Genomic DNA, 12539 nt, shown 5'->3' on the forward strand with positions numbered 1-12539 from the left:
TTCAGTTTACAATTATATACAATAAATGCGTTATAGTCTATGAAAGTTACATTTTTGTACGTATTTACCAGCTGTTTTTTCACAAAATCGGTCTAAAGCATGATGATAATATGTATAGTTATTTGCTATGATAAAAGAGTAGTAGAATGTAGGTAATTGTAAAGGGAAGGCTGAAAGGGGACAAATTTCAGCGGAGAAAGAGGTAGAGGTAGTGAAGAAATTCTTTGTAGGATTTTTAGTTGTTCTTGGGGTATATTTATATTTCCAAGGAAAGTCTGAAGGAATGGATAAGCTAGTGAATGGAACAAGCTATGTTGATTCAGAAGAAGCAAAACAGATGAAACAAATCATTATAGAGGAAGCGAAGAAAGTAAATCTTCCGGAATGGATACCTCTTGCAATTGCTGAGCATGAAAGTCGATTAAATCCAAGAAGTGTTGGAGATAATGGAACTTCATTCGGATTGTTTCAACTACACCGCGGCGGCGGGCTTGCACCAGAGCATTTAACTGATGATGAGCTGAAAGATCCACGTACAAATGCGCAAATTGCAATGCCGCATTTAATGAAAGGATATAAGCGTGGGGTGCAAAAAGGTTTGACTGATTTTGCATTACTGAAATATATAGCGAATACATCTGGATGGCCAGGGAATTTAGGGCCAGAGTGGACGGATAATAACATGAAGTATAACATCGGATTAGAAGATGTGTACTATCGAAATAAAGGTGTAATTAAAGAGTAGGTTTTCTATACCTACTCTGTTTTTTTATGAATAATTTCATCCTTTTCTTTCGTGAAATACTGCGTGAGTTGTATTTTCACCTCTTCTAGTTTTGTAGAAACTTGCGGTATTTTATATCCTACATACAATGGTGAAACGACAAATCTAGGTACAACTTTACAAATGATTTTTCCATTTAAGTAATAGAAGAATAAGTTATAACTACTGCATCCTTTATGGAAATCTGTCAGTATGTAACGTACAGTTTGCTGAATGTAATTTGCCATTTCATCTATATATGAAATGTTATCAATGATTATATTGAATTCAGTGAAGCCAATAATGGGACGCTCTGAAATATTAAGCTCAATGCATTCATTTTTTTGAACAATTAACCCTTGGAAATTTTCTTCTTCAATATTTTCAAGATAATCTACATATTTCATTCCGATAATTTGCATGTGTGCATGATGCAAACTTCCACCTGAAAATGGACCGTGATTTTTATATAAAATCACAGATGCGAACTCCTTGTTCTTCTGTAAGTGTAACCAATGTTGAATAGAAAATTGCATTAATTTTCTCATATGTTCTTCTGTATATGTTGCGATATGATCTTCGCAATTATCGGTTTCGATTAACACTGTTTGAAATGTATCTTGTAATGTAGGAAATTTATTTTTTAACCAAATAATAGAACCATTAGTTGCTAAAATATCCGTTAATTGTTCTTTATCGCAAAATGGACATGCAGCGCTTCTATTCCGAATACTTTCTGGTTTTTGTTTACCGATATCGTTTAAAAAATATAGTTGTTGTGTATCCATTTGTATATATGCCCCTTTAAAATATGTGTAAAAATCCCGCTTAATACATTCGGGAAAAGGAGAAGGAAATCCTCTAAAGGAATAGGGGAAAAATAAAAGACAAGATATCCTCATTACGATAGGGTACCTTGTCTTTTATTTTTTCTCTAATAGTGTGTATGGATAATATAGAACATTTTCATTATTTTTCTTTTTTCTCTTTTTTATTGTGTATAAGGTAATTGCTGTGCTTGCAATTATAATAATGGCTTTCTTCATATTCATATACCCCTTTTTATTGTTGGTTTAATTCTTGGCTAACTGCTTTTGCATCGACTAAAGCGTGTAAAATCATTTTCACCATGTTCATCATATTTCTTCACTCCTTTTTATAGTTCATTTAGTTCTTTTACAACTGCTTGTCCGTTCACTAATACCTCAAAGATTGCTTTTACGATTTCTTTCATCATGTTTGTTTCCTCCTTTTGTTTGTCTCGCTTGTTTACATCTTTATTGTATAGGGAGGCATCTTTTCGTACTATCGCTTTCCATTACGTGAACATAACAGTTTTGTAAGATTTGATGTCACTTATTGAAATGTTTAGTCTATCTTCATTATTTTCAGAAAAATGACTATTCAAACATGAAATTGGAAAGTATAATAAAGAAGTAAGTATTAAATTCCGTACGAAAGGGGTGAATGAGATGAAACGTTCTTTAGCTGCGCGTGCCAAATTTTTAGATTTTATTTATTTTTGTCGTGCGATTTTTCATGATGTAGTTGTTAACGGGATACGTATGCCCTTTTTTAACAATTGCATAGTGACTATTGAACGATAGAAATCTCTTCACCCATTTTTAATAAACGTGTGAAAAGGGAGCTATTTGGCTTCCTTTTTCTATGCCGAAAACCATGGGGAATGTTTCTTTCTCATGGTTTTTTATATTGAAAGGAGTACGGAAAATGACTATTTGTAGTGTAAATAATGTAATGAAATCTTTTGGTGGAAACATCATATTTGAAAATATATCGCTTGAAATAAAGAATGGTGAACGTGTTGGGTTAGTTGGTCGTAACGGTAGTGGGAAGACAACAATCTTTGGACTTCTAACGGGAAAGGAGAGTTTGGATGCAGGAGCCATCCATATGAAGAAAGGTACACGTATTGGTCATGTCGCACAAATTCCGAAGTTTGATGAGGTTATGACTGTATATGATGTATTGAGTTCTGCTTTTAAAGTAGAAAAGGAATTAGAAAAAGAAATGCATGCTTTAGAAAAAAATATGGCGGTGGAACAGGAACAATCTGCTTTGGAAAAGCTAATGGAGAGGTACGGAGTCATTCAAGAAAAATTTGCATTTCTCGGTGGTTATGAAATCGAGGCAAATATAATGAAGGTAGCAAATGGCTTACAAGTGACAGACTTATTTTCAAGAGTATTTACGGAATTAAGTGGAGGAGAACAGACGAAAGTAAGCCTTGCATATATGCTATTGCAGAAACCAGATTTACTTCTATTAGATGAACCAACAAATCATTTAGATTTATTTGCAGTTGAATGGTTAGAGCAATTTTTAAAAGAATACACTGGAACAGTTATAGTTATTTCACATGATCGCTATTTCCTTGATGAAGTTGTAACGAAAATTTTTGATTTGGAAGATGGAGAGATTCACGTGTACCATACGAATTATTCTCAGTTCGTTGAGGAGAAGGAAGAAAGATTACTTCAAGAGTTTCAAGCTTATCAGGAGCAACAAAAGAAAATAAAGAAAATGAAAGAAGCAATTAAGCGTCTACGTGAATGGGCAAATCAAGCGAACCCTCCGAATGAAGGATTGCATAAAAGAGCGAGAAATATGGAACGTGCGTTAGAACGTATAGAGAAATTAAAGAGGCCAATTTTAGAACGAAAACAGATGGGTCTTCAGTTTGAAGGGCAAGAGAGAAGCGGGAAAGATGTTGTTGTAATGAAAGAAGTGAGTAAAGGTTTTGCTGGACGACCTTTATTTGAACAAGCGAATTTACATGTTCGTTTTCAAGAGCGTGCGGCTATCGTTGGTCGTAATGGTACAGGAAAGACTACATTATTAAAACTACTATTAGAAGAAATAAATCCAGACGTTGGTGAAATTCGAATTGGTAGTAGTGTCAAAATTGGTTATTTATCACAGCATACGTATGGAAATGTGAAGAGTAATGTATTGGAAGCGTTTAGAGAGTATGTAGCTGTAACAGAAGGAGAAGCAAGACATATATTGGCTAAGTTTTTATTTTATGGTCCAGCAGTATTTAAGAAAGTAACGCAACTGAGCGGTGGAGAAAAAATGAGGTTAAGACTTGCGCAACTTATGTATCAAGACATCAATTTTCTAATTTTAGATGAGCCGACAAACCATCTTGATATTGAATCAAGGGAAGTTTTAGAGGAAGCCCTTGAGCAATATAATGGAACAATCCTAGCTGTTTCACATGATCGTTATTTTTTAAATAAGTTATTTGAAAAGACGTACTGGATTGATGAATGTAAATTATTTGAGTTTGCAGGAAACTATGCATGGGCTCGTCAAAAATGGGAAGAAAAGCTTGAGAAGCAAGTAATAAAGCAAAAACGCCAAGGGAGAAAGAGTGTTGAAATGGTTCCAGTAAAAGAGAAAAAAGCTAGGAATCTTGAAGAGATTGAAAATGAGTTAATGCATGTAGAAGAAGATATATATGCAATAGAATGTGAAATGGAACATGTAGCTGATGTTGAAAGACTTGAAAAATTATATGAGGAAAAAACGATGAAAGAGTTGTTACGAGCGAAGTTATATAGTGAGTTAGAGAATATTGTGGAGTAAAGAGTAGAAAGCCACTTCCTTTCAGTTTTGTTGGAGGAAGTGGCTTTTTCATAATGATATTTTGCTTTAAAGATTAAATGAAACGATGTGTTTCACGTGAAACAGTAACTTAGATAAATCCGTGTTCCTCAATTTGCATAGCTTGTGAAGCGTATGAAATGATAAGGTGAAAAATAAATGTCATTAGTGGCTTTTCAATAGGAGTAATCACAAAAACAAAGGCTAATTATTTCCCGAGAGATAAAGTGAGGGCTTTTACGGGCAGCCCGACCCCGACCTAACTTCTTTTGCTTTCGCTGAATTTTGAGGTGGGGTTCTTACTGCCCGGCAAATAGCGGGATAAATATGTATAAAAGAGACTAGTGAATGAAAACGAAAAGAGAGCAAAGTTACAGCTTTACGCGCTGAACCCTGCTCTCTTTTTGCGTGGCATCTTCTCTCGTTGAAATTATAATAGCGATCCCGAGCATGATAAAAAAAGCTAAAAAGAGGACGAACTTTGGGAAGAACGGGAATAGTAATAGCGCTCCGACTATCATAATTGTTAATAATACGTAGTGCAGGACGTATTGGAATAGGTTGTCCATATTTTCGCCCCCTTTTTGGTAATTGGTTATTAGTATTCTATGTTTCATGTTGAAGGAATAGAAGTAGATTTTTAAGTTTTTTAATACGAAGTATAGCTGAGTTTTCTTAAAGTATAAATATAGAGTAATAATTTTGGAAAAATTCTCAAAATATTTATTTAGAAAGAATTGACAAAACATAATGAACGATATAAGCTAATAACCATAAAGTCTACCGGAAAGGTCGGAATAAGATTGTTACCCCTCAAAAACATCTATTTTTTTACGATTAAAACCGACTTTTCCGATTGGCTATAAATGTTGCTGTGGGAGGCATACATAAGGTAATTCGTTCAGAGGGTATAATCATAAAAAGTTAGGGTGGGGACAATGAAGAAAAAGACAAAAAAATGGGCTGGTGTATTTTCGGTATTAATGAGTAGTTCGCTTGTGTTGTCTGCTTGTGGGGGACAGGAGGACGCGGCTTCTACAGAGCCGGTTAAACAGCAGGATTTAAAAAATGTGAAAATTGAAAAGATCGCTGCGACAGATAAAACGAAAGTGCCAGACAAAGCGAAGAATAGAAAAGATACGTTAGTAGTTGGTATTAGTAAGCCAGGCGGCGTATTTTTGCCATACTTCCAACAAAATGGTTGGGATGGAAACGTAACTTCAGTTATTTTTGCATCTCTCGTATCAACCGATAAACAAGGGAAACCAATTCCAGAATTAGCTGAGAAGTGGGACGTTTCTTCTGATCAGTTAACATATACATTCCATTTACGTAAAGATTTGAAATTTAGTGATGGATCGCCATTAACGGCGGATGATGTAGCTTTCACATTGACGCTTTTACATGATAAGGCATATGAAGGTGAAGTAGATATCTCTCAATATGCGGTTAAAGGTGGTAAAGAATATAAGGAAGGAAAAGCAACTTCAATTGAAGGTATTCAAGTTGTTGATCCACAAACAATTAAAATTACAACTGAAAAAGTGAATTCACAAGCTATATTTGTTTTAGGAGGTACAGTACTATCAAAAGCTTATTATGGAAAAGATTATAAGCAAAATACAAGCTTAGATTACTTAAAAGATTTATATGGAAAGCCATTAGCTGCGGGTCCATATAAATTTGAAAAGTATATTCCAGGTCAAGAAGTTCGTTTTGTAGCAAACGAAAATTATTATGCGGGTAAACCAAAAATTCAAAACTTCATTTATAAAATTACTTCTGGTGATACGAAGCTTCAGTTATTCCAAACAGGAGAAGTTGACCATACTGGCTTAGGTACTGGTGATGAGGTTCTTGAACAGGCTAAGGCTTTAGAATTCGCCAATATCCAAATCGAAACAGCACCGTCATTTAGTTATATTTATATGAATAATAATAAGCCTTACTTAAAGGATAAAAAGGTTCGCCAAGCACTTATTTACGGATTAGACCGCAAAAAATATGTTGATACAGCGTTAAAAGGATACGGTACAGTAGCCAATGTACCAATTCATCCAACTTCTTGGGCTTATACGGAAGAAGGAGTTAATAAATACGAATACGATAAAGAAAAAGCGAAAAAATTATTAGATGAAGCAGGGTGGAAAGTTGGTTCGGATGGAATTCGTGAAAAAGATGGTCAAAAATTAAAACTTTCTTATTTCGGTCCAAGTTCGGCTAAAGATAGTGATTTATTAATTCCGATTGCGAAAGAGAATTATAAAGAAATAGGTGTAGAGTTTAATCCTGAATTTATGGACTTTAATACGATGCTTTCTAAGGTAAACAAAGGGGATTATGATTTAGCTTCTGTTTCGACACCGATTACAAGTGATCCGAGTGAAACAGCTGGTGAATATTTGTCTACTGCAAATGAAACTAGTCTTGGTTATAAGAATGCAAAAGTAGATGAGCTAATTCAAAAAGGTATTGAAACTGTAGATATCGAAAAGCGTAAACCTATTTATAAAGAATTGTATAAAGAATTAAGTGATGATCCACCAGTAATTCTATTAAACTACCGTAGAACAATTACTGGTTATAACGGGAATATAAAAGGAATTGATCCTGAAAAGTACAACAGTATTAGTGCAAACTTACCAGTATTATCATTTGAAAAATAACGATAAGAATGTATAAGTAGAAGACATTTTTTCATTCGGTTAGTAATGTGCCGCTTTGAAAAAATGTTCTTCTATTTTAAGCATAAGATTGGAGAGAAAAAGGGTGAAAACATATATTGTTCGTAGGTTGTTACAAATGATTCCTACACTGCTTGGTACATCAATTATTATCTTCGTCCTGTTCGCACTTCTTCCTGGGGATTATATTGATTCAAACCCGAAAATTACACCGGAAAGAGCAGCTGAACTGAGGGAGTTATATGGGTTGAACAAACCAATTGTTGAGCGTTATTTTCATTGGTTAGGTAATGCATTGCAAGGGGACTTTGGCTTCTCGCTTCAATATCAAGAGCCTGTAACGTCATTATTAAATAAATTTATTTGGAATTCTTTTAGTGTAGCAATTATTGCATTGTTTTTTATTTGGCTAATTGCACTTATTATCGGTGTATTCTCGGCGACGAAGCAACATTCTTTATTCGATAAACTTGTAACAATCGGTGTTTTTGCAGCAATGTCATTCCCTTCATTCTTTATCGGTTTGTTTTTAATTAAGGTGTTTGCGGTTGACTTTAAGTTATTACCGATAGGTGGAATGATTGATGTTGGCAGTAATTCAACAGGATTTGCTTACGTGATAGAAGTTGCAAAACATATGATTTTACCAGTATTTATTTTGACACTTCTTGGGGTCGGCTCGCTAACTCGTTATTTTAGAACAAGTATGTTAGAGGTTGTAAGACAAGATTACATACGAACAGCAAGAGCGAAAGGTTTGAAGGAGAAGACGGTTATTTATAAGCATGCATTAAAAAATGCAATTTTACCGGCAATTACGTTATTAGCATTTGAATTACCTGGATTGTTTTCTGGGGCAATTATTATTGAACAAATTTTTAACTGGCCAGGGATTGGTAATATTCAATTAGAAGCATTAAATTTCCGTGACTATACAGTATTGATGGCATTTACGATGTTTCTTTCTTGTTTAACAATCGTTTCAAACTTTTTAGCAGATATCGTATATGCAGTTGTTGATCCAAGAATTCGGTTGAAGTAAGGGGGGAAAGAAATGGAGACTGTTACAGTAATTACAGAAAAAAAAGAAAAAAAGAGAAGAAATGAATCATCACCATGGCGACAAGCTTTTAAAAAGATAAAGAAAAATAAGATGGCACTTGTAGGGTTTTATGCATTAATTTTTATGTTTTTATTTTGTTTTATCGGTCCGTTCTTTTCTCCATATGCATCAGGAAAAATACAAGTTGCGCTCATTAACAAACCACCTAGTTTTTCTCATTGGCTTGGTACAGATCAATTAGGAAGAGATATTTTAACAAGGCTTATGCAAGCGGGACGTATTTCATTAACCATTGGTTTAGCTTCAATGGTTTTATCGGTTATACTTGGAGCTTTATTAGGAGCGATTGCAGGTTTTTATCGTGGTATTGTGGACAATATTATTATGCGACTTGCAGATATTTTAATGTCGATACCAGGATTACCGTTACTTATTATAATGGGTGCGATTTTATCAGAGTGGAAAGTACCGTCTGATTATCGTTTGTATGTCATTATGATTATTTTAAGTTTAGTAGGTTGGCCAGGGCTTGCACGCCTTGTAAGAGGGCAAATTTTATCACTTAGGGAGCAAGCATTTATGCAAGCTGCGGATGTGTTAGGAATAAAAGATTACCGGAAAATTATATATCACTTAATACCTAATGTTTTACCCATTTTAATTGTCGTATCTACATTAGGTGTTGCAGGTTCTATTTTGGGAGAATCCGCACTAAGTTACTTAGGTCTCGGAGTCGTTCCACCTACACCATCATGGGGGAACATGATTAGCGCAGCTAACTCATTAATCGATTTCCAAAAGCGTCCATGGTTATGGATTCCGCCTGGTTTTGCAATCTTTATAACAGTTGTATCAATTAATTTACTTGGTGATGCACTTCGTGATGCATTAGATCCAAAGATGAGATGGTAGGTGAGGAGATATGAGTAAAGCGGTAATAGAGCTGAAAGATTTACAAACACACTTTCAGACAGAAGAAGGGACAGTAAAAGCTGTGAATCATGTTAGTTTTTCTGTTCGAGAAGGTGAAACTGTTTGTGTTGTAGGTGAATCTGGTTGCGGAAAAAGTGTAACGGCGTTATCTGTTATGGGACTTATTGCTGAATCAGGCAGTGTAGTAGGTGGAGATATCTTATATGAAGGAAAAAGTCTTTTAGGAATGAAAGAGAAAGAGCTTCGTAGTTTACGAGGGAATGATATTGCGATGATTTTCCAAGAACCGATGACATCGCTAAACCCCGTCTTCACTGTAGGAGAGCAAATTGTAGAAACGTTAAGGGAGCATGAATTACTTAGTAAAAATGAAGCATATAAGAAGGCAATTGAGTTAATTCGTAAAGTTGGCATAGCCCGCGCTGATGAAATCGTCCATTCTTATCCGCATGAACTGAGCGGCGGGATGTTACAACGTATTATGATTGCTGTTGCACTTAGTTGTAATCCTAAGTTATTAATTGCGGATGAACCAACAACAGCTCTTGATGTTACCATTCAGGCTCAAATATTGGATCTACTAAGACAAGTGAAAGAAGAATTTAAAACGTCGATTTTATTAATTACACATGACTTAGGTGTCGTAGCGGAAATGGCTGATTATGTTGTCGTTATGTATGGCGGGAAAGTTATCGAAGAAGCCCCAGTACTAGAGATATTCCAAAATCCAAAACATCCTTATACGAAAGGATTATTGAAATCAAAACCAGTAATGGGAAAACGAATAGATAAACTATATTCTATTCCAGGGCAAGTTCCGAATTTAGTTGGTTTAGGTGAGTTTTGCTACTTTAGTGGGCGTTGTGAGCATTGTATGGAAATATGTGAAAAAGAAGCCCCAAATCTAAATGTAAATGATGAAAATCATAAAGTAGCTTGCTGGTTATATGAGGAGCGTGCGGAACAATGAGTGAACCATTATTAGAGGTGAAAAATCTAAAGACATATTTTCCAATTAAGGGTGGCGTATTTAGTAGAACAATTGGGCATGTAAAAGCGGTTGATGGAGTAAGTTTTACTATTAATAAAGGTGAAGTGTTTGGTCTCGTTGGCGAATCAGGGAGCGGAAAAACAACAATAGGAAAAACAATTTTACGCCTCGTTCAAAAAACGGAGGGAGAAGTGAAGTTTAAAGGGAAAGATGTTCATTCTTTATCCAAGGATGAATTAAGAAAACATCGCCCTAATATGCAGCTCGTTTTCCAAGATCCATTTAGCTCATTAAATCCGAGAATGAGAATTGGAGAAGCGCTTGGAGAGCCAATGTTGGCCCACGGATTAGCGACGAAAGAAAATGTTCGTGAAAAGGTAATTGAAGTATTGGAGTTATGTGGATTAGCTCCTTATCATATTGACCGGTATCCCCATGAGTTTTCTGGTGGACAACGTCAGCGTATCGTAATCGCAAGAGCTATGGTATTAAATCCGGAATTTATTGTAGCTGATGAACCTGTGGCGGCACTAGATGTATCTATCCAAGCACAAATTATTAATTTATTTAGTGAGTTACAAGAGAAAAAGGGATTATCTTATTTATTCATTTCGCATGATTTAAGTGTAGTAGAACATTTATGTACGAAAATCGGAATTATGTATTTAGGTACGATTGTGGAGACAGCACCGCGTGATGAGTTATTTACCAATCCGCTACATCCTTATACGAAAGCATTGTTATCAGCTGTTCCAATACCAGATCCAACAGTGAAGCGAGAGCGAATTATACTAGAAGGGGATATTCCAAGTCCAGCAAATCCACCTTCGGGCTGTCGTTTTCATACACGTTGCCCATTTGTAACGGATGTTTGTAAAAAAATAGTACCAGAATTCCGTAATATTGGTGCAGAGCATTTTGTTGCTTGTCATCACGTATAAAAAAGGACTCTTTCAAATTGAAAGAGTCCTTTTTTTATTTAATAGATGAAGTTTGTTTCAATACAAATTGCTCGATTGCGTGAGCAACACCATGTTCATTGTTTGTTAGTGTTACAACATCACATAGCTTTTTTACATCTTCTTCAGCGTTGCCCATTGCAACAGATAAGCCTGCTACTTCTAACATCGGTACATCATTAAAATTATCACCAATAGCAACTGTATCTTCAATAGGGATATTAAAATGAGCTGCCATCTGCTGTATCCCGTTTCCTTTATGTCCATTCTTATCCATAATTTCTAAGTTAGTAGGAGCCGATGCTGTAACCATAATATCAGCATCTTCTTGTAATATACTTAATAGTTGTGCGCGATGCGCTGCATTAAACGTTAAAATGAAGAATTTAGATATTTCTAGTTCTTGGTTATTTACAACATCTTCTATTTTTTTGAAATCAGTAATTAGGTTCGATTTCTTTTGCTTTTCTGTAATTCGTTCAAGTTCCTCTAATGTAACATCAAGCGCATGCTTATTTTCTTCGAATGCTTGCATCACTTGATCTTGCCATGTATATGGAGAATAAACTCCTTTATTCGTATATAGCTTATATGGGAAACCTTCAGATTCTAGTAATTTTGCAAGTTTGTACACTTTGTCGTTTTGTATACAACGCGAGTTAATTACTTTTCCATCCACATAAACAATAGCCCCATTGCTTGCTCCGACTGGAAGAGATAATTTATATTCTTCCAATAGCTTTAAAGCATCCTCTTTCGCACGACCAGAACAGATCATTACAATATGACCAGCTTCTTGTGCAGTTTGGATTGCTTGTAGGTTTTCTTTGGAGATTTCAAGATTAGATGATAGTAGTGTACCATCCATATCTAATGCGATTAATTTCAAAATGACCACCTCTTTGTTTTTATTATACATAGTTATATAGAGGAAACATATAAACTTATCTTGGAAAGACGGTATTTTATCTCATATTAAAAGTAAGTAAAGATTAGATAGGTTTAGTGTCACTAAATAAACGATTTGTAACAAAAATAGAGAGGAATATGACTACATTTCACTTTATGACTGTAATGTTACACGAATGTTACAAACGTGAACTTAGTGAAAAACGCATTAAATAAAGGTTTTTGAGGGTTATTATAAAAAAACGTAAAAAAAGTGTAATAAATTTTACGTAATTATATTGCAACGTAATAATAGTTATGTTACATTAATGTTACAAACGTTACGTTATCAAATTTAATGTAACGTTAACATAAAAACTATGAAATAAACATTTCTTAGAAATTACATATAGATAACTTATAAAAAGGGAGGATAAATGATATGAAAGAGCAAGTATTACAAGTAACAAAAGGTGATTTCGTAGGATCAGCAAGTGGAGCGGTAGTATTAACAGCATTAATCGTATTTCTATCAAGCGTATTAGTATAATAGAAGCTTTGTAACAAAAGAAAAGGAAGGGAGAATGAAAGATATGAAAGAGCAAGTATTACAAGTAACAAAAGGTGA

General features: G+C 34.8%; 13 protein-coding genes. 9 read left to right on the top strand and 4 right to left on the bottom strand.

The features are described 5' to 3' along the window. The first annotated feature begins 211 nt into the window (after positions 1–211). Positions 212–745 carry a transglycosylase SLT domain-containing protein gene (locus tag ACTFR3_RS26970; RefSeq protein ID WP_000713249.1) on the top strand — a complete coding sequence of 178 codons (534 nt, stop codon included), beginning with the start codon at positions 212–214 and terminating at the stop codon, positions 743–745. A gap of 11 nt (positions 746–756) precedes the next feature. On the opposite strand, the gene ACTFR3_RS26975 is transcribed toward ACTFR3_RS26970, so the two are convergent. Both ACTFR3_RS26975 and ACTFR3_RS26980 read right to left on the bottom strand, forming a co-directional pair. After that, positions 757–1551, bottom strand: coding sequence for a DUF4931 domain-containing protein (locus ACTFR3_RS26975; protein WP_440044995.1), 795 nt, complete (start codon positions 1549–1551; stop codon positions 757–759). A gap of 135 nt (positions 1552–1686) precedes the next feature. Continuing rightward, positions 1687–1815 (bottom strand): hypothetical protein, encoded by a 129-nt coding sequence (locus ACTFR3_RS26980; protein WP_002023099.1) that lies wholly within the window; start codon positions 1813–1815, stop codon positions 1687–1689. A gap of 420 nt (positions 1816–2235) precedes the next feature. On the opposite strand from ACTFR3_RS26980, the gene ACTFR3_RS26985 reads away from it, so the two are divergent. Next, positions 2236–2370 (top strand): RAxF-45 family protein, encoded by a 135-nt coding sequence (locus tag ACTFR3_RS26985; RefSeq protein WP_000830643.1) that lies wholly within the window; start codon positions 2236–2238, stop codon positions 2368–2370. A gap of 73 nt (positions 2371–2443) precedes the next feature. Then, positions 2444–4375, top strand: coding sequence for a ribosomal protection-like ABC-F family protein (gene abc-f / locus ACTFR3_RS26990; protein WP_002025206.1), 1932 nt, complete (start codon positions 2444–2446; stop codon positions 4373–4375). A 389-nt stretch (positions 4376–4764) separates the two neighbouring features. Here the strand turns inward: abc-f and ACTFR3_RS26995 are convergent, their stop codons facing one another. Further along, positions 4765–4962, bottom strand: coding sequence for a hypothetical protein (locus ACTFR3_RS26995; RefSeq protein ID WP_000369254.1), 198 nt, complete (start codon positions 4960–4962; stop codon positions 4765–4767). Between the two features lie 369 nt (positions 4963–5331). On the opposite strand from ACTFR3_RS26995, the gene ACTFR3_RS27000 reads away from it, so the two are divergent. The 5 genes from ACTFR3_RS27000 (at position 5332) to ACTFR3_RS27020 (ending at position 11005) form a co-directional block, all read left to right on the top strand. Continuing rightward, positions 5332–7059, top strand: a complete 1728-nt coding sequence (locus ACTFR3_RS27000) for an ABC transporter substrate-binding protein (RefSeq protein WP_000730692.1) — start codon at positions 5332–5334, stop codon at positions 7057–7059. A 103-nt stretch (positions 7060–7162) separates the two neighbouring features. Next, entirely contained in the window at positions 7163–8119 is a 957-nt protein-coding gene (locus tag ACTFR3_RS27005) for an ABC transporter permease (protein WP_000860748.1), read from the top strand. Positions 8120–8131: 12 nt separating this feature from the next. Further along, positions 8132–9052 (top strand): oligopeptide ABC transporter permease, encoded by a 921-nt coding sequence (gene opp4C, locus ACTFR3_RS27010; RefSeq protein WP_440044997.1) that lies wholly within the window; start codon positions 8132–8134, stop codon positions 9050–9052. A gap of 10 nt (positions 9053–9062) precedes the next feature. Beyond that, entirely contained in the window at positions 9063–10043 is a 981-nt protein-coding gene (locus tag ACTFR3_RS27015) for an ABC transporter ATP-binding protein (RefSeq protein WP_000030737.1), read from the top strand. Continuing rightward, complete coding sequence (locus ACTFR3_RS27020; RefSeq protein ID WP_440044998.1) at positions 10040–11005, top strand: ABC transporter ATP-binding protein; 966 nt, start codon at positions 10040–10042, stop codon at positions 11003–11005. The genes ACTFR3_RS27015 and ACTFR3_RS27020 overlap by 4 nt, the downstream gene beginning before the upstream one ends. Positions 11006–11039: 34 nt before the next feature. Here the strand turns inward: ACTFR3_RS27020 and ACTFR3_RS27025 are convergent, their stop codons facing one another. Further along, the gene (locus tag ACTFR3_RS27025; protein ID WP_000766420.1) at positions 11040–11912 is read right to left on the bottom strand and encodes a Cof-type HAD-IIB family hydrolase; all 873 of its coding nucleotides are present in this window, start codon (positions 11910–11912) and stop codon (positions 11040–11042) included. 441 nt (positions 11913–12353) lie between these two features. On the opposite strand from ACTFR3_RS27025, the gene ACTFR3_RS27030 reads away from it, so the two are divergent. Next, positions 12354–12461 (top strand): DUF3948 family protein, encoded by a 108-nt coding sequence (locus ACTFR3_RS27030; protein ID WP_000664237.1) that lies wholly within the window; start codon positions 12354–12356, stop codon positions 12459–12461. The last annotated feature ends 78 nt before the right edge of the window (positions 12462–12539 follow it).

It is taken from the genome of Bacillus cereus group sp. MYBK14-1 (assembly GCF_051916885.1).
In the GTDB taxonomy this organism is placed as follows: Bacteria; Bacillota; Bacilli; order Bacillales; family Bacillaceae_G; genus Bacillus_A; species Bacillus_A cereus.